The organism is Stenotrophomonas sp. 10L48 (genome assembly GCF_056395105.1).
Map to the genome: position 1 here is coordinate 113,533 of NZ_JBFTIX010000004.1, position 23,345 is coordinate 136,877.

17 protein-coding genes and 1 tRNA gene are annotated in these 23,345 nt (G+C 66.5%); 1 reads left to right on the top strand and 17 read right to left on the bottom strand.

Annotated elements, in window-relative coordinates; translation table 11 throughout:
- Positions 1–204 precede the first annotated feature (204 nt).
- The gene (aceE, locus tag AC1DCU_RS07875) at positions 205–2,877 is read left to right on the top strand and encodes a pyruvate dehydrogenase (acetyl-transferring), homodimeric type (protein ID WP_442251494.1); all 2,673 of its coding nucleotides are present in this window, start codon (positions 205–207) and stop codon (positions 2,875–2,877) included.
- A 57-nt stretch (positions 2,878–2,934) separates the two neighbouring features.
- Here aceE and AC1DCU_RS07880 read toward each other — a convergent pair whose 3' ends face one another.
- From AC1DCU_RS07880 to ftsH, 17 genes are all read right to left on the bottom strand, one after another.
- Positions 2,935–3,417 (bottom strand): LuxR family transcriptional regulator, encoded by a 483-nt coding sequence (locus tag AC1DCU_RS07880; RefSeq protein ID WP_100436082.1) that lies wholly within the window; start codon positions 3,415–3,417, stop codon positions 2,935–2,937.
- A 169-nt stretch (positions 3,418–3,586) separates the two neighbouring features.
- Positions 3,587–8,317, bottom strand: coding sequence for an ATP-dependent helicase (locus AC1DCU_RS07885; protein ID WP_442251493.1), 4,731 nt, complete (start codon positions 8,315–8,317; stop codon positions 3,587–3,589).
- Positions 8,318–8,327: 10 nt separating this feature from the next.
- A complete protein-coding gene (locus tag AC1DCU_RS07890; RefSeq protein ID WP_081794571.1) occupies positions 8,328–8,738 on the bottom strand; it encodes a nuclear transport factor 2 family protein in 411 nt (136 codons plus the stop codon).
- Positions 8,739–8,858: 120 nt separating this feature from the next.
- Positions 8,859–8,951: transfer RNA gene (locus tag AC1DCU_RS07895), tRNA-Ser, on the bottom strand.
- Between the two features lie 78 nt (positions 8,952–9,029).
- Positions 9,030–9,233, bottom strand: coding sequence for a carbon storage regulator CsrA (csrA, locus tag AC1DCU_RS07900; RefSeq protein WP_025878924.1), 204 nt, complete (start codon positions 9,231–9,233; stop codon positions 9,030–9,032).
- 148 nt (positions 9,234–9,381) lie between these two features.
- On the bottom strand, positions 9,382–12,030 hold the full coding sequence (gene alaS, locus AC1DCU_RS07905; protein ID WP_032976516.1) for an alanine--tRNA ligase: 2,649 nt from the start codon (positions 12,028–12,030) through the stop codon (positions 9,382–9,384).
- A 105-nt stretch (positions 12,031–12,135) separates the two neighbouring features.
- Positions 12,136–12,627: a recombination regulator RecX gene (gene recX / locus AC1DCU_RS07910; protein ID WP_025878922.1), complete on the bottom strand. Its 492-nt coding sequence runs from the start codon at positions 12,625–12,627 to the stop codon at positions 12,136–12,138.
- A gap of 110 nt (positions 12,628–12,737) precedes the next feature.
- Complete coding sequence (gene recA, locus AC1DCU_RS07915) at positions 12,738–13,775, bottom strand: recombinase RecA (RefSeq protein WP_025878921.1); 1,038 nt, start codon at positions 13,773–13,775, stop codon at positions 12,738–12,740.
- A 201-nt stretch (positions 13,776–13,976) separates the two neighbouring features.
- A complete protein-coding gene (lexA, locus tag AC1DCU_RS07920) occupies positions 13,977–14,612 on the bottom strand; it encodes a transcriptional repressor LexA (protein ID WP_025878920.1) in 636 nt (211 codons plus the stop codon).
- Between the two features lie 211 nt (positions 14,613–14,823).
- Positions 14,824–16,506: a 2-polyprenylphenol 6-hydroxylase gene (gene ubiB, locus AC1DCU_RS07925; protein WP_032976515.1), complete on the bottom strand. Its 1,683-nt coding sequence runs from the start codon at positions 16,504–16,506 to the stop codon at positions 14,824–14,826.
- Positions 16,507–16,541: 35 nt separating this feature from the next.
- Positions 16,542–17,036 (bottom strand): CinA family protein, encoded by a 495-nt coding sequence (locus AC1DCU_RS07930; protein ID WP_025878918.1) that lies wholly within the window; start codon positions 17,034–17,036, stop codon positions 16,542–16,544.
- Positions 17,037–17,132: 96 nt separating this feature from the next.
- A complete protein-coding gene (gene hflX, locus AC1DCU_RS07935) occupies positions 17,133–18,443 on the bottom strand; it encodes a ribosome rescue GTPase HflX (protein ID WP_025878917.1) in 1,311 nt (436 codons plus the stop codon).
- A 14-nt stretch (positions 18,444–18,457) separates the two neighbouring features.
- A complete protein-coding gene (hfq, locus tag AC1DCU_RS07940; RefSeq protein WP_025878916.1) occupies positions 18,458–18,733 on the bottom strand; it encodes an RNA chaperone Hfq in 276 nt (91 codons plus the stop codon).
- A 95-nt stretch (positions 18,734–18,828) separates the two neighbouring features.
- A complete protein-coding gene (gene miaA / locus AC1DCU_RS07945) occupies positions 18,829–19,782 on the bottom strand; it encodes a tRNA (adenosine(37)-N6)-dimethylallyltransferase MiaA (protein ID WP_032976514.1) in 954 nt (317 codons plus the stop codon).
- Complete coding sequence (gene folP / locus AC1DCU_RS07950) at positions 19,782–20,678, bottom strand: dihydropteroate synthase (RefSeq protein WP_032976513.1); 897 nt, start codon at positions 20,676–20,678, stop codon at positions 19,782–19,784. The genes miaA and folP overlap by 1 nt, the downstream gene beginning before the upstream one ends.
- Positions 20,679–21,097: 419 nt before the next feature.
- Complete coding sequence (locus tag AC1DCU_RS07955; RefSeq protein ID WP_025878913.1) at positions 21,098–21,286, bottom strand: hypothetical protein; 189 nt, start codon at positions 21,284–21,286, stop codon at positions 21,098–21,100.
- A 98-nt stretch (positions 21,287–21,384) separates the two neighbouring features.
- On the bottom strand, positions 21,385–23,322 hold the full coding sequence (gene ftsH / locus AC1DCU_RS07960) for an ATP-dependent zinc metalloprotease FtsH (RefSeq protein ID WP_025878912.1): 1,938 nt from the start codon (positions 23,320–23,322) through the stop codon (positions 21,385–21,387).
- Positions 23,323–23,345: the final 23 nt, after the last annotated feature.

A 23,345-nucleotide genomic window follows, 5' to 3' on the forward strand; every position in this document is an offset into this window, starting at 1 on the left:
GCGCTGCATGGCCAAGCGAAGGTTCGCGCAGACCCAATCGTCGCCCGTCTACCCGCCAGCCGATACGGCGCCTACGCTTGTCTCCTCGGCAGCCACCACGGCCGCCCCCGCGCCACGGACCCGCCGGCGCGACTCCGCTCCAGAGCTGTCGCCCTGCCGGCGGTGCCGTGCAGGTGCAGAACCGGCGCTCTCTGGAGACGCAGCATGAACCAGGCACATTTCCCTCTCGACGCCGATCCGCAGGAAACCCGCGAATGGCGCGAGTCCCTGCAGGCGGTGATCGAGGCCGGCGGCCGCCCCCGCGCGCACTATCTGCTGGACCAGCTCGATGCACTCGATGTGCAGCAGCATGGCGACCTGCACACCCGCGCGTGGACCGCCTACACCAACACGATTCCCCCCGAACGCCAGCCCGCCTACCCGGGTGACCTGGCCATCGAGCGGCGGTTGAACGCGATGATCCGCTGGAACGCCATGGTGATGGTGCTGCGTGCCGGCAGGCATTCCAATGTCGGCGGCCACATCGCCACCTACCAATCCGCAGCAGTCATGTATGACGTGGGCTTCGATCACTTCTTCCGTGGACGGACCGAAACCTTCGACGGCGACATGATCTACATCCAGGGTCATTCGGCCCCGGGCATCTACGGCCGGGCGTACGTGGAAGGCCGCATCAGTGCCGAGCAGATGGACAACTTCCGCCGCGAAGCCGGACGCGAGGGCCTGTCCTCGTATCCGCACCCGCGGCTGATGCCCGGGTTCTGGCAGTTTCCCACTGTGTCGATGGGCCTGGGCCCGCTGACGGCGGCCTATCAGGCCCGCTACATGCGCTACCTGGAATACCGGGGGCTGAAGCAGCACCAGGGCCGCAAGGTCTGGGCCTTCCTTGGTGACGGCGAAATGGACCAGCCCGAATCGCTGGCGGCCATTTCGCTGGCCGGGCGCGAGCGCCTGGACAATCTGGTGTTCGTGGTCAACTGCAACCTGCAACGTCTGGACGGACCGGTGCGTGGCAACGCCAAGGTGATCCAGGAACTGGAAGGCACCTTCCGCGCCGCCGGCTGGAACGTGATCAAGGTGATCTGGGGCAGCGGCTGGGACGAGCTGCTGGCACGCGATCACAGCGGGCTGCTGCGCCAGCGCATGATGGAGTGCGTGGATGGCGACTACCAGACCTTCAAGTCGCAGAGTGGCGCCTACGTGCGCGAACACTTCTTCGGGCGCTACCCGGAACTGCTGGCGCTGGTGGCGGACATGAGCGACGACGAGATCTGGGCACTGGCACGCGGCGGCCACGATCCGCAGAAGGTATTCGCCGCCTACCAGCAGGCGGTGAACACCAGCGGTGGCCCGAGCGTGGTGCTGGCCAAGACGGTGAAGGGCTTCGGCATGGGCGAGGCCGGCGAAGGCCAGAACATCAACCACCAGCTGAAGAAGATGAGCGCCGACGCGGTGCGTGCGTTCCGTGACCGCTTCGACCTGCCGGTCAGCGACGGGCAGCTGGAAGAGATGCCCTACCTGCGCCCGCAACCGGGCAGCGCCGAGGCGCTCTACTTCGCACAGCGTCGCCAGGCGCAGGGCGGCCAGCTGCCGGCACGGCTGACCCAGGTCGATCCGTTGCCGCTGCCGCCGCTGTCCACGTTCAACGTGCAGTTGCAGGGCAGCGGTGATCGTGGCCAATCCACCACCATGGGCTTCGTACGCATCCTCACCACCCTGCTCAAGGATCCCGAACTGGGCAGGCTGGTGATCCCGATCGTGCCCGATGAATCGCGTACCTTCGGCATGGAAGGGCTGTTCCGCCAGATCGGCATCCATTCCTTCCTGGGCCAGCTGTACACCCCGCAGGACGCCGGCCAGCTGAGCTATTACAAGGAGTCCAAGGACGGCCAGATCCTGCAGGAAGGCATCAACGAATCCGGCGCGATCTGTTCGTGGATCGCAGCGGGCACCGCGTACAGCAACCACGGCCTGGCCACGATTCCGTTCTACATCTTCTATTCGATGTTCGGCCTGCAGCGCGTCGGTGACCTGGCCTGGGCAGCGGCCGACGCGCGCACCCGTGGCTTCCTGCTTGGCGCCACCTCCGGCCGCACTACCCTGATGGGCGAAGGCCTGCAGCACGACGATGGCCACAGCCACGTGCTGTCCTCGGTGATTCCAAGCTGCGTGTCCTACGACCCGACCTACAACTTCGAACTGGCAGTGATCATCCACGACGGCCTGCGCCGCATGTATGTGGACCAGGAAGACATCTATTACTACATCACCCTGCTCAACGAGAACTACCCGCACCCTGCACTGCCTGACGGCGCCGAAGCCGGCATCCTGAAGGGGCTCCATCTGCTGCGTCCCGCCGCTGCCGACAGCACGGCACAGCCTCGCGTGCAGCTGATGGGCAGTGGCTCGATCCTGCGCGAGGTGCTGGCCGCCGCCGATCTGCTGCAGCAGGATTTCGCCATCGCAAGCGATGTCTGGAGTGCCACCAGCCTGACCGAACTGCGCCGTGATGGCCTGGCTGCCGAGCGCTGGAACCTGCTGCATCCGGCCGACGAGCCGCGCGTTCCCTACGTGCAGCAGTGCCTGCAGGACCATGCCGGCCCGGTGGTGGTGGCAACCGATTACATGAAGATCGTCGGCGACCAGATCCGCCCCTTCATCAACGACCGGCGCTTCATCGCACTCGGCACCGATGGCTTTGGCCGCTCGGATACACGCGAATCGCTGCGCACGTTCTTCGAAATCGATCGCCACTTCATCGTACTGGCGGCACTGAAGGCCCTGGCCGATGACGGGCATGTGGAACGGGGCCTGCTGCAGCAGGCGATCGACCGGTACGGCATCGACACCGGCAAGCGCGATCCCGCCGCAGCATGACAGAACAGCAACGGCACCCGCAGAGCACGCTTCTGTGGGTGCCGCTGCATCACATCACTACGGCAACCGCTTGAACAGGTTGGTCTGCAGGATCGGCGTGCCGTCATGGCCGAAGAAGGCCTTGGTCTCGGTCATCGTTGAGCGATCGGCGGCCACCGTGTACACGCGGGTGGACGCCGGCGCGCCATGATCGACCAGCTGCATCACCAGCGTGTTCGGCGCCGGCAGTTTCAGCGTTGCCTGGTTGGCGCCGTAGCTGCCGGTCAACGCCGCGGGCGTGCCATCCAGTGCCAGCGTACCGTCGGATTTCATGGTCTTGCCATCATGCAGGACGATGTCCACGTGCGAGCTCCACCTGCCCGCACCGGCATCCTTGAATTCCAGCACGACCTGTTGCGGCCGCTGCGCCTCAGGAAGCGCGGAAGTGGCGATCTCCAGCGACCAGCGGCCGAGCAGGGGCGAAGGCAGAGCGTCGGCCGCCTCCGCCGTCGATGCCTGCAGCGAAAGAAGGGACAGCAGCACAGCAGAAAACAGCTTCATGTGAGTCTCCTGTCGAGTGATGAACCGTCTGCGCAGCGTGCACGATGCCACGCTACCCGGACTCTGCAGCCACCGGGGTATGCGCGTAACGAACTGCATCACAGTCCGGCAGTCCGATCCGGGGCCAGGCCCCACGGGGTGAGCATTCATCGAGGTGATTCCGCCGCGCTCAGCCGTTCCATCCCAGTCCGCGCGGCTCGTTGCTGAAGCCTGCGGCCCGCAGCGCGTCCACCAGCGCGCCGCGATGCACCGGCACATCATTGATCCGTTCCAGGGTGAAGGACAGGCGCCGCCCCCGGCGCAATGCCACGGCCAAGGCCTGTGCAGCGGCAACCAGAGTGTTGGCCGCATCCTCCGCCCCGCCCTCGATCCAGCTGGACAGTTGCCGCCCGCCCTGCGCCAGGTACAGCAGCAACCGGCCGTTGCCGATCACCACCATCGCACCGGAACGCCGCAGCGGACGTGCACCGGCCACCGGCTGCGGCCACGGCAGCAGGCTGCCGAAGGGATTGGCCGGATCCAGCGCTGACAGCGCGACGACCGACAGCTCACGCGGCACACGCTCGGACAGTTCGCGCAGATGGTCGATGGTGCCGCGCTCTGCAAACTGTGCTCCGCCCAGCCCCGCCACGAAGCGGCCACGCAGGACCTGCCCGGCATCTTCCATGCCTCGATAGACAGGCTGCAGTGCAGGGAACCCACCGGTTACCGCTTCGGTCATTGCCGCCGCCCGGGTCACCACCCGGTAGCGATCAAGCAGGCTTTCGCCCAGCGCCAGCGCCCGCACCGTGTCGTTGCTGCGCTCGCGGGGCAGCAACGACCATCGCCCCGCCAGGGTCGGCCCGCTGGCAATGGCCGGGTCCAGCGCCGTGGCCCGCGCGTCCAGCGTCGGCATGAAGCGGAAACCCCGCGTGCGCCGCGAGGCCGACGCAACGCGTGCCCGCTGCTGGCGCACGCCGGCCAGGGCCCGCAACGGCGACCACAGGTCGCTGCTCACTTCGCCCCTCCAGGCCAGCTGCCATAGCGCCAGCTGGAAGTCCTCGGCCGCCGCCGCACTGCCGACCAGGCGTGACTGCACCTGCGTGGCCAGCTGCCGCGCGAAGTAGGCGCCGCCATCGGCCAGGACCTGCACGATGGCGTCCTGCATCGGTGTACGCAGCGCCGGATCCGCTTCCGGCAGCAGCGGCAACGTTTCGGCGGCATGTTCCTGCAGGTGCAGCGACACCAGGCCGTCGTCGTCACCCAGCCGTCCGTGCCCGGCCCACAGCACCCTGCCGGTGGCCAGCAGCTCATCAAGCAGGGCCGGTGCGTAGTCGCGCACCCGGGTCGGCAGGACCTGGTGTTCCCAGACCGAAACCGGCAGCGGCAACCCCGCCAGCTGCTCGACCACACGGGCAACGCCGTCGCTGCCCTCAAGCATGGCCGCAACGGCACCATTGCGGGCACGCCCGGCGCCGCCTTCCAGCAATACCCCCTGCCCCTCCAGCAGCAGGCGCACATAGGCTGCCGGTGGCACCGGCCGGGTGGCTTCACGTGCGGCCTGCAGCGAACGCAGGCGCAGACGCTGCAACACATCTTCGCTGACCCATTCGTGCACTACGTCCGGCGACGGATGCACCCGCTCATTTCCCTGCTGTCGCCGCGCTGCGCCGAAATTGCCACGCAGCACCCGCCCCTGCTCCTGCAGCCTTTCCAGCGCGCCGTCGACCACCGCCACACCCAGCCCGAACCGCTTGGCCAGCGCGCTGCTGGTGAAGGGCGCATGCGTACGTGCGTGGCGGGCCAGCAGATCGCCGAGGGGATCGGGCATGTCTGCAAGAAACACCTCGGGCAGCCCGCCCGGCAGCGCCGTACCCAACGCATCGCGCACACGTGCGGCGTCCTCCACGGCGACCCACTGCGTGTGGCCGGCAATTGAAGCCGGGATGGCGCGCTGCTGCGCCTGCAGCGCTGCCAGGTGCACTTCCACGCATTCCGGATCGGACAGGCGCAGCGCCAGGTCCGATGCAGGCAACGGTCCCAGCTCGCGCAGCAGGTCGGACACGCCTTCCATGCCATGGGCCCTGCGCGCAGGTTCCAGCCGCTGCAGTTCACGTTCAACCTGATCGACCACCCCCGCATCCAGCAGTTCACCCAGGTCTACCTGGCCCAGCAGCTCGGCGAGCAGGCCACTGTCCAGTGACAGCACCGAGGCGCGGCGCTCGGCCAGCGGCACGTCCGCCTCGTACATGAACTCGGCGACATAGCCGAACAGCAGATTGGCCGCGAACGGCGAAGGCACCTCGGTCGCGACGTCCAGCAACTGCACCTGGCCGCGTTGAACGCGTTGCATCAGCGCGTCCAGCGCATCCAGGTCGTAGACATCCTGCAGGCACTCGCGGGCGGTCTCGATCAGGATCGGGAACTCCGCATGGGCCTGCGCGATTTCCAGCAACTGGCCGGCGCGCAGGCGCTGCTGCCACAGCGGCGATCGACGCCCCGGCGTGCGACGCGGCAACAGCAGTGCGCGCGAGGCACACTCGCGGAAGCGCGCCGCGAACAGTGCCGAATGGCCGACCGCCGCGGTGATCGTGCGGCGCAACCGTTCCGGTTCGAACACGAACATGTCCGCCCCCGGAACGCGCCCGGTACTGTCGGGAATCCGCGCGATGATGCCATCGTCGCTGGCGACCACGGCCGGGTCGATGCCCCAGCGTTCGCGCAATCGTGCTGCCACCGCCAATGCCCACGGATCATGCACGCGGCGGCCATACGGCGAATGCAGCATCACCCGCCAGTCGCCCAGCTCGTCGCGGCAGCGTTCCACCACCAGGCGCAGATCGGTGGGCAGCACGCCCGTGGCCTGCCGCTGCTCGGCGACCAGGCCGAGCATGTTGCTGATCGCGTTGGCGTCCAGGCCACTGGCCTGCAGGCGTGCGTGCAGCGCCGTCGCAGGGGTGTCACTGCTATCGATGTGCGCCTCCAACGCGGCGAGAAACGCACCGATGGCCTGTCCCAGTTCGGCAGGGCGGCCGACACCTTCGCCACGCCAGAACGGCAGGCGCGCCGAACGTCCGGGTGCGGGCGTCACCACCACCTGATCGTGGGTGATCTGGTCGATCCGCCATGAGGTCGCGCCCAGCGTGATCACATCATTCACCCGCGACTCGTGGACCATCTCCTCGTCCAGCTCACCGACGCGGCGCGATCCGGCCCGCTCTTCTCCTTCAGGCAGCACCACGCTGTACATGCCACGGTCGGGAATGGTGCCGCCGCTGGTAACCGCCAGTTGCTTCGCACCAGGGCGAGCGCTGAGCTCACCGCTCTGCCGGTTCCATACCAGCCGCGGCCGGAAGCCGGCGAAATCCTCGGACGGATAGCGGCCGGAAAGCATGTCCAGCACCGCGTCGAAGGCACTGCGCGGGAGTGAGCGGTACGGCGCGGCACGGCGTACCCGCGCATACCAGGCATCGGCCTGCCACGGCTCCATCGCCACCGCCGCCACCGTCTGCTGGGCCAGCACATCAAGCGGGTTGCGCGGCGGAGCGATGGCCTCGATGCGTCCGGCCAGCATGCTGTCCACCACCACAGCGGCATCGATCAGGTCGCGCCGCGTACGCGGATACACCAGACCGCGGGACATGCCACCCACCTGGTGGCCGGCGCGACCAACGCGCTGCAGGGCGCTGGCCACCGACGGCGGCGCGGCCACCTGTATCACCAGGTCGACCAGCCCCATGTCGATCCCCAGCTCCAGGCTGGACGTGGCCACCACGCAGCGCAGTGCACCCGATTTCAGCGCCTGCTCGATCTCGCCGCGCTGCTCCTTGGAGACCGATCCGTGATGCGCGCGTGCAATCAGTGCCGGCGCAGCGGAGACCCGGTTGACCGTACTGCCGGTGAAAGAGCCATAGGCCAACCCGTTACCCGAATCGCCACGGATTGCGCCGTCTTCGCCACTGCGTCCGGCGTGCAGCTCGTTCAGGCGTGCGGTCAGCTTTTCGGCTACGCCACGCGAATTGGCAAAGACAATCGTCGAGCGATGGCGCAGCACGTTGTCGAGAATGCTTGCCTCCACGTGCGGCCAGATCGAGCCGATCCGCGCGCCGCCGTCGCGCTCCCCGGGCGTGCCCTGCGTAGTCAGGCTGGACATGTCTTCCACCGGCACCACGATGCGCATCTGCAGCTGCCGCGCCGAGCCGGGTTGGACCACGCTCACCGGGCGGTCGCCGCCCAGGAAGCCCGCCACCTCGTCGACCGGCCGCACCGTGGCCGACAGGCCGATGCGCTGCGCCGGCTCGTGCAGCAGCGCATCCAGCCGTTCCAGGCTCAGCGCCAGATGCGAACCGCGTTTGCCGCCGGCCACTGCATGGATTTCATCGAGGATGACGGTCTGCACATCGCGCAGGATCTCGCGTGCCTGCGAGGTCAGCATCAGGTACAGCGACTCGGGCGTAGTGATCAGGATGTCCGGCGGCCGCCGCACCAGGCCTGCACGTTCGCTGCTGGAGGTATCGCCGGTACGCAATGCGACGGTCAGCTGCACCGCCGGCTCGCCGCGTCGGGCGCGCTCGTCGGTGATGCCCTGCAGCGGCACCTGCAGGTTGCGCTGCACGTCGCTGCCCAGCGCCTTGATCGGCGACAGGTACAGCACACGGGTTCGCCGCACCGGCTTGGCCAACGGCGCTGCGCGCGCTTGCCGATCACGCTCGGCGAACAGCTGGTCGATGGCATGCAGGAATGCGGCAAGTGTCTTGCCCGATCCGGTTGGCGCGATGACCAGGGTATGTTGCCCGGCACCGATCGACGACCAGGCCTGATCCTGCACCGGCGTGGAGGCATCGAACGCGGCACGGAACCAGGCCTGCGTCGCGGGATGGAAGCGCTGCAGCGGGTCCTGCGGGAAATCAGGCGGCGTCATGGTGCGTCGATCATACCCAGCTGCGGCCCGTTGGCCGGGCCTTGGTTGGCGCTGGTTGCATCAGGCAGCTGATCCGAGGGTCGACAACAAAGGCCCGGAGCGTAGCCATCCTGCCGTCACGGAAACGCCAGACGTCGCTGTAAAGACGCGTGGTCCGCCCGCCGTCAGTATCCGTGGTCACGATCGTACCCACAGCCACCACCATGTCATCTTCGGCCACCAGTTCGGTCACGGTGAACTCGGGAGGTTCCCGGTAGTTCGCCTTCATCCATTGGCGAAGGGACGCCTTGCCATTGATGACCGTGTCACCGATCGCGTTCCACTCGATGTCATCGGTGCAGTGCTGCAGGAACCCTTCGATATCCAATACGGAAATCGCAGCATTCGCAGCCAGCAGGGTGGCCTTGTTCGCACTGGTCATCGACGTGCTCCGCTCGGCGGTCATTGTGCGAACCTAGCACCGCGATCGTGGGCCGCAGGTCAACGCGACGCACAAAGAAAACGCCCGCAGATCGAGGATCTGCGGGCGTTCTTTTGCATCTGGCGGAGCGAGAGGGATTCGAACCCTCGATAGAGCTTTTGACCCTATACTCCCTTAGCAGGGGAGCCCCTTCAGCCGCTCGGGCATCGCTCCGGGGTTTTCTCCGCGTCTGGTGCGTTGCACCTCAGCGGGGCGTGAATCATAACGTTAATCACGCGCGAAGGTAAAGCCTTATTCCGCAGAATTTTCACCACCGGTGCTGCCGGCTTCGTCACCACGCTGGATGCGCTGGTAGATCTCTTCGCGATGCACGGCGACGTCCTTCGGCGCAGTGATGCCGATACGCACCTGGTTACCCTTGACGCCAAGCACGGTGACGCTCACCGAGTCACCGATCATCAGGGTTTCGCCGACGCGGCGAGTCAGGATCAACATTTTTTTAAGTCTCCATGGAACCGTGTGGAAGGGTATCCCCCACCGGCTTGACGCTCCGTCAAGAAGCGCGCCCACGACAAAGGGAAAAGATTCGCAATGGTACCGTCAGCCGTCCCGCTCCTACAAGGAGGGGGACGGCAGGGATTCATCACAGGCGGGGGCTGACCCATTCGACGACCGCAGCCAGCGCGGTAGCAAGGGCGGGCCCGTCCTCGCCACCACCCTGGGCGAGGTCCGGGCGTCCGCCGCCCTTGCCCCCGATCTGACCGGCGATATGGGACAACAGTTCCCCGGCCTTGACCTTGCCCATTGCACTGCCGTTCACGCCCGCGACCAGCGCCGCCTTGCCGTCCTGGGCACCGGCCAGCACGATCACCGCGTCGCCCAGCTGCTGCTTCAGGCGGTCCATGGCATCGCGCAGGGCCTTGGCGTCGAAGCCTTCCAGGCGGACAGCCAGAACCTTCACACCGGCGACCTCGACGGCCTGGCCGGACAGGTCGGCGGTGGCGCCGGCGGCTACCTTGGCCTTCACGGCCTCCAGCTCGCGCTCCAGCTGCTTCTGGCGCAGGCCCAGCGCACGGATCTTTTCGACCACGTCGGCAGCACTGCCACCCAGCAGCTCGGCGGCCTCGGCCAGACGGGCCTCCTCGGCATCCACGTAGTCCAGCGCGCCCTGGCCGGTGACGGCCTCGATACGACGCACACCGGCCGAGACACCGCCTTCGGAGGTGATCTTGAACAGACCGATGTCACCGGTCCGGTTGACGTGGGTGCCACCACACAGCTCGGTGGAGTAGTCGCCCATCTTCAGCACGCGCACGTTCTCGCCGTACTTCTCGCCGAACAGGGCCATCGCGCCGAAGTCCAGCGCTTCCTGCATGCCCATGTTGTGCACTTCGGCGGCGTTGTTGGCGCGCACCTGCTGGTTGACCTTGCGCTCGATGATCGCCAGTTCCTCGGCGCTGATCGGCTGGAAATGCGAGAAGTCGAAGCGCAGGCGGTCCGGCGCCACCAGCGAGCCCTTCTGCTGCACGTGGGTGCCAAGCACTTCGCGCAGGGCAGCATGCAGCAGGTGGGTCGCCGAGTGGTTGAGGATGGTGGCGCCACGGCGCTCGCCATCGACCTGGCCGGACAGCACGTCACCGATCTTCAAACTGCCCTGGGTGAGCTTGCCGACGTGGCCATGGAACTGGCCCGCGAACTTCTGCGTATCGCTCACCTGCAGCTGTACGCCGGCAGCGGACAAGGTGCCGGTGTCGCCGACCTGGCCGCCGGACTCGGCGTAGAACGGGGTCTGGTTGGTCAGCACGATGACCTCGTCACCGGCCTGGGCAGCGTCCACCGGGCGGCCATCCTTGAGGATCGCCACCACGCCGAGGCCGTCGGCCTGCAGGCGGTCATAGCCCAGGAAGACAGTCGGCTTGAGCGTGGCGACCAGATCGGCCGACAGCGTCACGCCACCGCCGAACTTGCCGGCGGCACGCGCGGTCTCGCGCTGCGTCTCCATCGCGGCGTTGAAGCCGTCAATGTCCACGGTCAGGTCACGCTCGCGGGCGATGTCCTGGGTCAGGTCGAGCGGGAAGCCGTAGGTGTCGTACAGGCGGAACGCGTCCGCGCCCGGGATCACGCCATTGCTGACCTTGGCCGCAACGTCGTCGAAGATCTTCATGCCCGAGTCCAGCGTCTCGGCGAAACGCTCTTCTTCTGCCTGCAGGGCACGCACCACGGTATCGGCCTGTGCCGGCAGTTCCGGGTAGGCCTCGCCCATCTGCTCGACCAGGGTCGGCACCAGCTTGCTGAAGAACGGCTGGCGCACGCCCAGCATCCAGCCGTGTCGCAGTGCGCGGCGGATGATCCGGCGCAGCACGTAGCCGCGGCCTTCGTTGGACGGCAGCACGCCATCGACGATCAGGAACGAACAGGCGCGGATGTGGTCGGCGATCACGCGCAGCGACTTGTTTTCCAGATCAGCGGTTCCGGTCAGCTCCGATGCCTTGCGGATCAGCGCCTGGAACAGGTCGATCTCGTAGTTGGTATGCACGTGCTGCAGGATCGCGGCCAGGCGTTCCAGGCCCATGCCGGTGTCCACGCACGGTGCCGGCAGCGGCATCAGCGTGCCGTCCTGCTGGCGATCGAACTGCATGAAGACCAGGTTCCAGATCTCGATGAAACGGTCACCGTCCTCGTCCGGCGAGCCCGGCGGGCCACCGGCGATATGGTCACCGTGATCGTAGAAGATCTCGGTGCACGGACCGCACGGACCGGTATCGGCCATCTGCCAGAAGTTGTCCGAGGCGAACGGCGCGCCCTTGTTGTCGCCGATGCGGACGATCCGGTCTTCCGGAATGCCGATCATGTCGCGCCACAGTGCGTAGGCCTCGTCATCGGTCTGGTAGACCGTGACCAGCAGGCGCTCGGCGGGCAGCTTCCAGACCTGGGTCAGCAGCTCCCAGGCCCAGGCGATCGCATCCTTCTTGAAGTAATCGCCGAAGGACCAGTTGCCCAGCATTTCGAAGAAGGTGTGATGGCGGGCGGTGTAGCCCACCTGGTCGAGATCGTTGTGCTTGCCACCGGCACGCAGGCAGCGCTGGACGTCGGCCGCGCGCACGTAGCTGCGCTTTTCCGCGCCCAGGAACACGTCCTTGAACTGCACCATGCCGGAGTTGGTGAACAGCAGGGTCGGATCGTTGCCCGGCACCAGCGGCGCCGACGGCACGATGGTGTGGCCTTTGCCCTTGAAGAATTCAAGGAAGTCGCTGCGGATCTGGGATGTCGTGAATTTGGCGGATGCGTTCATGGGGGCTGGCAGTCTGCGGGCCGGGGCCCGTGCCGCCGGCCGCAGTGGCCAGGGTCGAACGGACCGCCGAAACCCCAAAGGGTATCAGGCCCGGCGCCATCAGTCTCAGTCGTCCGGATCGTAGCGGGTCGCGCGGCGGATGCTGTCGCCATCGAAGCCCCGGCGGGCCAGCAGATCGGCGGCCTTGCGGCGCTGCGCGAGGTCCTGCGGACCGGCCTCACCAAAGCGGCGACGGACCAGATCCCGGGCATTCTCCGTCCAGTCGCCCTCGAAGGTATCCATCGCAGCAGTAATCTGCTCGCTGTCCAGCCCGTGGGTTCCCAGCTCGGCACGTACATGGATGGGGCCATAACCCGTATTGGCGCGCATGCGCACCAGATTCTCGGCAAACCGGGTGTCGTCCTGCCAACCTGCCTCGGTCAGCTTGTCGACCGCCGCCTGCGCGGCCTCGTCCTCGATGCCCCGGGACGTCAGCTTGCGGGTCAGCTCCTTGCGCGAGTGCTCACGACGGACCAGCAGGCCCAAGGCGCGCTGGACAGGCGTCTGTTCGCGTACGCGGCGCTTACGGCCGGGTGCCGGGGCGTCGGAATCGTTCATTCTCGCCTTCAATCAAATGCGCCGTCCCTGGCGCGTCCCCCGTCGGGGAAACCGAATCTGCAGGACAGGGCGACGTCACTGACGGCGCCGCCCTGCCCCACAGCAAGCCTTTACTCGTCGTCGCCTTCGTCTTCGCCTTCCTCACGGACGGCTTCGGTCGGCTGGAACTTCTCGCGCAGCTCAGCCTCAAGCTTGGCGGCAACCTGCGGGTTGTCGCGCAGATAGCCACGGGCGTTGTCCTTGCCCTGGCCGATGCGCTCTTCACCGTAGCTGTACCAGGCACCGGCCTTCTCGACCAGCTTGGCTTCGACACCCATATCGATCAGCTCGCCTTCTCGGCTGATGCCTTCGCCGTACAGGATCTCGGTGATGACCTGCTTGAACGGGGGCGCCAGCTTGTTCTTGACGACCTTGATCTTGGTCTGGTTGCCGATGATCTCGTCGCCCTTCTTGATCGCGCCGATACGGCGGATGTCCAGGCGCACCGAGGCATAGAACTTCAGCGCGTTGCCGCCGGTGGTCACTTCCGGGCTCTGGCCCGGCATCATCACGCCGATCTTCATGCGCAGCTGGTTGATGAACACCACCAGGGTGTTCGAGCGCTTGATGTTGCCGGTCAGCTTGCGCAGCGCCTGGCTCATCAGACGCGCCTGCAGACCCGGCAACTGGTCGCCCATCTCACCTTCGATTTCAGCCTTGGGGGTCAACGCGGCGACCGAGTCGACCACCAGGATGTCCACCGAACCGGAGCGCACCAGCATGTCGGCGATTTCAAGCGCCTGCTCACCGGTATCCGGCTGCGACAGCAGCAGATCGTCGACATTGACGCCCAGCTTGCCTGCGTAGATCGGGTCCAGCGCGTGCTCGGCATCGATGAAGGCGGCGGTGCCACCCAGCTTCTGGCACTCGGCGATGGCCTGCAGGGTCAACGTGGTCTTGCCGGAGGATTCCGGACCGTAGATTTCCACCACGCGGCCCTTGGGCAGGCCACCAATGCCCAATGCGATATCCAGCATCAGAGAACCGGTCGGGATCGCCTCGACGGGCTCGACCACGCGGTCGCCCATGCGCATCACCGAGCCCTTGCCGAACTGCTTTTCGATCTGGCCCAGAGCTGCAGCGAGGGCGCGCTTCTTGTTCTCGTCCATCGGATTGGTCCTTGCAGAGGTCACGTCGTTGGAGGTGCTGTCTTTGGAAGTCTTCTTGGCCATGGGTTCACTTTAAGGCTGGCGTATCGCACAGGCTGAGATTCTGCCCGGCGTTCGGAAAAAAATTATCGGACATCCGTACCAACCTCAGCAGAACCAGAGAATCGCCACAAAAGACCGCGGGAATTGCAGGATGAATCGTCAACGGTTCGGTCGCAGCAGCCCGCAGTACAGGCCCTCGATCGAGAAATCCTGGTCCGGAAGCACGTCAATCGGCTTGTAATCGGGATTGCGCGGCAGCAGGCGGATGCGATCCTTGGCGATCTTCAGCAGCTTGACGGTGATCTCGTCATCGATGCGGGCCACCACGATCTGCCCGGAATGGGCATCGCGGGTCCGGTGCACACCGATCAGGTCGCCATCGAAGATGCCTTCGTCGATCATCGAATCGCCCTGCACTTTCAGCAGGTAGTCCGGTGCCGGCGAGAAGAACACCCGGTCCAGCACCACGAAATCATCCGAGCCGATGTCGGCGCCGATCGGCAGACCCGCAGCAACCCGACCCAGGATCGGCAGACGCAGGACGCTGTCGGGCAGGCCCGGCTCGGCGAGCTTCTCCACCGGCGGTGCCTGCACCAGACGGATGCCGCGGGCCTGGCCCGGCACGCGACGGATCGCCCCGGCCTGCTCCAGCGCCTCCAGGTGATACTGCGCTGCGCGTACGCCCTTGAAGCCGAAGGCACGCGCGATTTCAGTCTGCGAAGGGGGTGCGCCTTCGCTCTCGATACGCTCGGCGATCAACTGCAGGATCGCCTGCTGGGTGTCGGTCAGGTCCATGGTTAGTAGTATTACTACTAACACCCGGGACTGCAAGTGCCGAGGGCGATTCCGGCAGGAGCGAAAGCCGCCGGGCATGGCCCGGCGCTACCGGGAATGCGGCGTGGCTGGTTGGGGGCGGCAAAGGCAGAAGCAGCCGACCCGCGGTCGGCGCTACAGGAATCGCTGCGCGATGCCGCGGTTCCCGGCGGGAACCACCGCGGTAATCACACTACGTGTGCTTGCCGCTTCTCCAGATCGAGAACAGGATCCACACCCCGCAGAACCCTGCGCCGATGAAACCGCACACGCCCAGCGCCAGCAGCCAACGGCTGGAAACGCCTCCTACGCTGTGCATCACGATCGAGGAGCCGATGATCAAGGCTGCCGTGACGATCCCCATCACCAAGCGGTTCGCGGCGCGGTTGACCTGGTCGCCGAAGCCCTGCAGCGCGTTGGTCTCGACCTTCAGCTGCAGCCGGCCACGGCGCGCCGCCTGGACCAGCTTGCGCAGGTCCCGCGGCAACTCACCGGCGAAGTCGATCATGCCGAGCAGGCTGCGTCGGCCACGCTTGAACAGCGCCCGCGGCGCATAGCGCTGCAGTACCACCCGCTCCAGGAAGGGGCGCGCGGCGCTGGCCATGTCGAAATCCGGGTCGAGCTGGCGGCCCATGCCCTCCAGCGTCAGGAAGGCCTTGATCATCAGTGCCAGATCCGCCGGCAGGGTCAGGTTGTAGCTGCGCAGCAGCTGGGTGATGTCGCCCAGCATCAGGCCGATGCGCAGGTCCTTCAGCGGCACGCCGCGGTACTGGTCAACGAACAGGCTGATGTCATGCTGCAACCGGTTCTCGTCCACTTCCACGCCGCCGGCCCAGTCCAGCAACACATCGGCCACGCCCTGCGGATCCTGTTCAACCAGACCATGCAGCAGCTGCGCGACCTGGAAGCGACGCACCTCCGACAACGCGCCGACCATGCCGAAATCGATCACGCCGATGCGGCCGTCGCGCAGGTAGATGATGTTGCCCGGGTGCGGATCGGCATGGAAACTGCCGTCCTCCAGCACCATCTTCAATACGATGTCGGCGCCACGCCGGGCCAGTTCACGGCGGTCGATGCCGGCCGCATCGACACCGGCCAGATCACGTCCGGCAATGCCGTCGACGAAATCCTGGACATTCAGGCTTTCGCAGGTCCATTGCCAGTGCACCGCCGGAATCAGGATGTCGTCACGGCCCTCGAAGTTGCGCGCGATGCGCTCGGCGTTGCGGCACTCCGCGGCAAAATCCAGCTCGCGGCGCAGCGACACGGTGAACTGCTGCACCACCTCGGCGGGTCGGTAGCGGCGCAGATCCGGCAGCCGTGCCTCAACGATCTCGGCCAGCCGTGCCAGCAGGCGCAGATCGGCTTCAACCACGTCACGGATACCAGGGCGGCGCACCTTCAGCACCACTTCGCGGCCATCACGCAACCGCGCCCGATGGGCCTGGGCCAAGGAAGCGGCCGCCATCGGGGTTTCATCAAGGAAGGCAAACACCTGCGACGGCGGTGCACCGAGATCGGCCTCGAGCTGTTCGCGGATCTTCTCGTAGGGCAATGCCGGGACCGCGTTCTGCAACTCGGAGAGTTCGGCGATCCAGTCCGGCGGCAGCAGGTCGACGCGGGTGGCGAGCACCTGGCCCAGCTTCACGAACGTCGGCCCGAGATCCTGCAGGGCGCTGCGCACGCGCACCGGCGCGGTCATCCGCAGCATTTCCTGCCGCTCCTCGTTCCAGTGCAGCAGGCGGCCGGCACGTTCCAGTACCGTGGCCAGGCCGATGCGCCGCACGACGTCGCCGAAGCCGTAGCGGATCAGGACGGCGGCAATTTCCTGCAGCCGGCCAAGGTCACGGACGGTGCCCAGCGTCTCCCACATCGTTGCCTACTCCGGTTGATTGCCGGAGCAGCATGTCACAGCTGGGCGTCGATGCCGTGCAATGCCGCCGCTACGGTCTGCCGGCGGATGGCTTCACGGTCACCATCGAACTGGAACAGTTCGGCCCGGGCATAGCCGCCACGGCGCTTCCAGCCGATCCAGACACTGCCGACCGGCTTGTCCGGGCTGCCACCGCCCGGCCCTGCGATACCGGTCACCGCCACCGCGATGCCGGCACCGGAATTGACCAGCGCCCCGGACACCATCTCCAGCACGGCTTCGCGGCTGACCGCACCGAACTGCTCCAGCGTCTGCGCGCGCACGCCGAGCAGGCGCTGCTTGGCTTCGTAGCTGTAAACCACCATGCCGCAGTCGAAGAACGCCGAGGATCCGGCGATGTCGGTCATGCACTTGGCGATCCAGCCGCCGCTGCAGCTTTCAGCAGTCACCAGCTGCAGCGAAGCCTGCTGCAGGCGCTGGCCCAGCGCAGCGGCCTGGGCATTGAGTTCGGCGTCGGTCGGGAAGGCCATCGGGGTAGCTGAAAAGTGAAGAACCTGCACGTTGTACCGCAGATGGCAGGGTGGTGTCGCGGCCGCAGGACATGCCGGCCAACGGCCGGCACTACCTCACCATTCGGGCAGCTTCTCCGGCAGCAGGGCCCGGATCGGCTCGCCATCGGCGCTGGCCGCCAGCTTCTCGGCCTCGGCGATGGGAAGATCGACCTGCAACAGCCAGCCTTCTTCATCAGCCTCTTCACTGCGCACCACTTCCAATTGGTGCAGGCGAGCGCGAAGGCGGCCGGCACTGGGTGGCAGGCGCAACTCGCCGGTGACGTGCTGCAGACCCAACCGCTTGCCGAGTACGGCCTGCAACAGCTCGATGCCCTGCCCGTCGCGTGCGGAAATCCACACCCGCTCACGCCGCGATTCATCCGGCACGCCGTCTTGGCCGTCGTGGCGCACGTCGGCACCCTCGATGCGGTCGATCTTGTTGAACACCAGCAACTGCGGCAGGTCGCCGGCACCGACGGCGGTCAGCACTTCGTCGACCTGGGCGATGCGCTCCTCGCGGTGCGGATCGGCGGCATCGACAAGGTGCAGCAGGAAATCCGCTTCCCGCGCTTCAGACAGGGTCGAGCGGAAGGCCGCCACCAGGTCATGCGGCAGGTCGCGTACGAAACCAACCGTATCGGCCAGCACGACGTTGCCACCGGGCACGGCGATCCGGCGTACGGTCGGATCCAGGGTGGCGAACAACTGGTCGGCCGCATAGGCCTCGGCGCCGGTCATCGCATTGAACAAGGTCGATTTGCCGGCATTGGTGTAGCCCACCAGGGCGACGCGCGGCAGTTCGCTGCGCACACGCGCACGACGCATCTGGGTGCGCTGTACTTCGACTTTTTCCAGCCGCTTCTGCAGCTGTTCAACCCGCTTCTGCAGCAGGCGACGATCGGTTTCCAGCTGGGTTTCACCCGGGCCGCGCAGGCCGATCGAACCGCCACGCTGGCGCTCCAGATGGGTCCAGCCGCGCACCAGCCGTGTCGACATATGGCGCAGCTGGGCCAGCTCGACCTGCAGTTTGCCTTCATGGCTGCGCGCACGCTGGGCAAAGATGTCCAGGATCAGACCGGTACGGTCGATCACCCGGCGCTCGAGGAAACGCTCCAGATTGCGCTCCTGGCCCGGGCTCAACGCGTGGTTGACCAGGATCAGGTCTGCGCCGGTGGCTTCGGCGGCGGCCTTGATCTCATCCAGCTTGCCGCTGCCGATCAGGGTCGACGGGTTGGGGCGATCCAGCCGCGCGGTGATGGTCACCGCGATGCTGGCCCCGGCCGAGCGGGCCAGATCACCGAATTCTTCCAGCACATCGTCTTCCAGCTTGCCGAAATGCGGCTGGATCAACAGGGCGTGTTCGCCCTTTTTCGAGCGGTCAAACATTCACCGCTCCAACATCATTCGTCTGCTTCATCACCCGCCTGACCATCCTCACCTGATTGCACGTACCCACCACCCGGGCCGACCTTGACGTTGCGCGCCGGCACCACGGTGGAAATGGCGTGCTTGTAGACCATCTGGCTGACGGTGTTGCGCAGCAGGACCACGAACTGATCGAACGATTCGATCGTGCCCTGCAGCTTGATGCCGTTGACCAGGTACACCGAAACCGGCACGCGCTCGCGCCGCAGTGCATTCAAGAAAGGATCCTGCAGCGATTGCCCCTTGGACATTGCACACTCCTGATTATTGTTCTTATTGGTAGCCGGCGGTTGCCGCGGCCCCCGAGCCGCTTGCCGGCCCATGATGGTACACGGCCAGCGTCGGTTCAGCGTGCAACGAAGGTCGACACCGCGCCTGCGAGGCGCTCCCCATCCATATGGGGGTCGAACCAGCGCGCATCAAGCTCGCCGCGCAGCCAGGTAAGCTGGCGCTTGGCCAGTTGCCGGGTGGCGAAAATGGACTTGTCCCGGAAGCGGGCCGCGTCCCCGTCCCCGTCCAGGTACTCCCAGGCCTGGCGATACCCCACCGCGCGGACGGCGGGCAGGTCCAGCGGTGCGGCCACCGCCCGCATTTCCGGCAATGCACGCAGGGCGCGCACTTCGTCGAGGAAGCCCTGCGCGAGCATGGCGTCGAAGCGGGCCTCGATGCGCTGGTGCAGGACGGCGCGGTCGCGCGGCGCCAGAATCAGCTTCAACGTGCGCACCGGCAACGGGGCCACCCCGGGGCGGCGCTGCCATTCACTGATCGGCGTGCCGGTCAGCCGGTAGACCTCCAGCGCCCGCTGGATGCGTTGCGGGTCGGTGGCATGGATGCGTGCTGCGGCGGCGGGGTCAACGGCGGCCAGTTCGGCGTGCAGCGCCGCCCAGCCTCGCTCGGCGGCCTCGGCGCTCAGCACGGCACGCATCGCCGGGTCGGCCTCCGGCATCGGCGACAGACCCTGCAACAGCGCCCGGAAGTACAGGCCCGTGCCGCCGGCCAGGATCGGAGTCTTGCCACGGGCGACGATGTCGGCCACCACGCGGGCGGCGTCGGCGGCGAACTCGGCGGCGGAATAGGTCTGCCAGGGATCGCGCAGGTCCAGCAGGTGGTGCGGTGCCTGTGCGCGCTCGGCCGCATCCGGCTTGGCCGAACCGATATCCAGGCCGCGATAGACCAGCGCCGAATCGACACTGACGATTTCACCGTCCAGCTGCTGCGCCAGCGCGATCGCGGTGGCGGTCTTGCCGCTGGCGGTCGGCCCCATCACGGCGATCGCCAGCGGCCGCTGATCCACTGCCATCAGTCTTCGTCCGGCCAGCGGAGGGTCGGCTTGGCGTCCGCCCGCTCGGCAGGTACCGCCTCGACCGCCTGCCAGACCTTCAATGCATCGACCGTCGCTGCCACATCGTGCACGCGCACGATACGGGCGCCGCGCTGCACGGCGATCAGGTGTGCGGCCACCGACGCAGCGACACGCTCTGCCGGCGACTGACGACCGGTCAGCTCGCCCAGGCTGCGCTTGCGCGACAGCCCGGCCAGCATCGGCACGCCCAGTTCAAGGAAACGCTCCGAACGGGCCAGCAGCGTCATGTTGTGCGCCGTGGTCTTGCCGAAGCCAAAGCCGAGGTCGATCACCAGATTCTTCTTGGCGATGCCGGCCATCTCCGCGGCGAACAGCCGCTGCACCAGGAAGCCATGGACCTCGGCGACCACATCGTCGTACTGCGGGTCAGTCTGCATGTGACCCGGTTCGCCCTGCATGTGCATCAGCACCACCGGCACGCCCGCGTCCGCCGCCGCGTGCAGCGCACCGTCCTGGCGCAGGCCGAAGATGTCGTTGATCATCCCGGCGCCTGCAGCAACCGCGGCACGCATCACCTCCGGCTTGAAGGTATCGATGCTGATCGGCACCGCCGTGCGCGCTGCCAGCTGCTCGATGACCGGCACGACACGACGCAGTTCCTCGTCGATCGACACCGGCGCCGCGCCCGGACGGGTCGATTCGCCGCCGATGTCGAGCAGGTCGGCGCCCTCCTCCACCAGCTGCAGGCCATGCGCGACCGCCGCCTCGGTGGTGTCATGGGCACCACCATCGGAGAACGAATCCGGGGTGACGTTGACGATACCCATGACCCGGGCACGGTCCAGGCGCAGGATGCGGCCGGCGCAATCGAGCTGGGGCGAGATGTCGAACATGGCAGATCCTGCGGGCAACGAAGGTTAGTTTAAGGCGGCAGGGCTGCGCCCTGCACCCGCAGAGGCGGTAGTGCCGGCCGCTGGCCGGCAACCCCAACAGCAAAAGCAACCGCAGCATTCTGTGGGATGGCGGGGTCGGTCCGGTTGCGGGGGGGCGCTGCAAGTACGTCCATGCAAGCTCGGTCGCCACATCCATGCGGCTCACGCCTCCGCAATCGGGCCCACCCCGCCTTCGACAGTTTCCCGGTGGCCAGGAGATCCACGCCATGCGTGGATGAATCTCCATCGGAATCGAATATCTCGACAATTGAACGAAGAGCATCCACGCATGGCGTGGATCTACCGTGTCGACCAAGGTCGACACCTACCAGCAGCAGCGGGAAATTGTCGGAGGCGGGGCGCCGCCCTGCCGGCAAACCTCACCGCTGCCGGCGACGCTTCCGGTCCACGTACAGCGTCTTGATGATGCTCAGCAGGATACCCACCGCGATACCCACGCCACAGCCCAGCAGCAGATTGTCCACGGTCAGGCCGACAGCGACGCCGACTACGGTGGCGATCACCATCTCGGCGGTGTGGGAAATCGGTTCAGGCTTGGGGGCGGACATGCGGACTCCAGCGGGCTGTCAGGATCGGATGGGCCGGGGCCCGGAAACAACAAGGCCGGGTTGCCCCGGCCTCGTCTTGCATTGCGTACGGCAGGCCGTCAGATCGATTCGGCCGGACCGGCGATCGGCGGCAACGGACGGGCGTCGCCGCCCTTGTCGTTGTTGCCGCCATCCTTGTTGGACTTGTTCCAGCCCATCGGCGGCGGCGGGTCACGACCTTCCATGATCGCGTCGATCTGCGGCGCATCGATGGTTTCGTACTGCAGCAGCAGCTGCGACATCGTATGCAGCTTGTCGATGTTCTCGGTCAGCAGCTCGGTGGTGCGGGCGTACGCCTTGTCGAGGATGTTGCGCACTTCCTCGTCGATGCGACGGGCAGTGTCGTTGGACACGCTCTTGTGCTGGGTCACCGAACGACCCAGGAACACCTCATCGTCCTCTTCGCCATAGGCGATCGGGCCGAGCTGCTCGGACAGGCCCCACTTGGTGACCATGTTGCGGGCCATCTTGGTGGCACGCTCGATGTCATTGGACGCACCGGTGGTGACCTTGTCGGTACCGAAGATCAGTTCTTCCGCCACGCGGCCACCGTACAGCGAGCACAGCTGCGACTGGATCGCCACGCGGTTCATCGAGTACTTGTCGCCTTCCGGCAGGTACATGGTCACGCCCAGCGCACGGCCGCGCGGAATGATCGTGACCTTGTAGACCGGGTCATGTTCCGGCACCAGGCGGCCAACGATGGCATGGCCGGCTTCATGGTAGGCGGTGAGGGTCTTCTCCTCCTCGCTCATGGCCATCGAGCGGCGCTCGGCACCCATCAGGATCTTGTCGCGGGCACGATCGAAGTGGTCCATGCGGACCTCCTTCTCGTTGCCACGGGCGGCGAACAGGGCGGCCTCGTTACAGAGGTTGGCCAGGTCGGCACCGGAGAAGCCCGGGGTACCACGCGCGATCACCATCGGCACGACGTCGTCGGCCAGCGGCAGCTTGCGCATGTGCACCTTGAGGATGTGCTCGCGGCCCTTCACGTCCGGCAGACCGACCACCACCTGGCGGTCGAAGCGGCCCGGACGCAACAGCGCCGGGTCCAGCACGTCAGGACGGTTGGTGGCGGCGATCACGATCACGCCTTCGCCGCCTTCGAAACCGTCCATCTCGACCAGCAGCTGGTTCAGGGTCTGCTCGCGCTCGTCATGACCGCCGCCCAGGCCGGCACCACGGTGGCGACCGACGGCGTCGATTTCATCGATGAAGATGATGCACGGCGCGTGCTTCTTGGCCTGCTCGAACATGTCGCGCACTCGGCTGGCGCCGACGCCGACGAACATTTCCACGAAGTCCGAACCGGAGATCGAGAAGAACGGCACCTTGGCTTCGCCGGCGATGGCCTTGGCCAGCAGCGTCTTGCCGGTACCCGGAGGGCCGACCATCAGCACGCCGCGCGGGATCTTGCCGCCGAGCTTGGTGAACTTGGACGGGTCACGCAGGAAATCGACCAGTTCGCCGACTTCTTCCTTGGCCTCGTCGCAACCGGCAACATCGGCGAAGGTGACCTTGATCTGGTCTTCGCCCTGCAGCTTGGCGCGCGACTTGCCGAAGGACATCGCGCCCTTGGCACCGCCGCCACCGCCCTGCATCTGCCGCATGATGAACAGCCAGAAGCCGATGATCAGGATGACCGGCAGGAAATTCATCAGGATCGCGCCGAGGGAGATGCCGCTGGACGGCTCTTCCTGCACGATCTCGACGTTCTTGGTGCGCAGCACGTTGATCAGGTCGCGATCGAACGGTGCGGTGATGGTGGACGACTGTCCACCACGGGTGGTGTAGGTGATCTGGCTGGTACCGCCGCGCGTATCGCCGCCGAAGGCGACCTTCTGCACGTTGCCGGTGTCCACCTGGTCCAGGAACTGCGAGTACGAAGCGCCCTGCGCCCCGGCCCCCGAGGTCTTGGGCGAGAAGCTCTGGAAGACCACCATCAGCACGACGGCGACGACCACCCATAGCAGGAGGTTCTTGGTCAAGTCGTTCATCCTCATTGGCTCCGGTGTTCCTC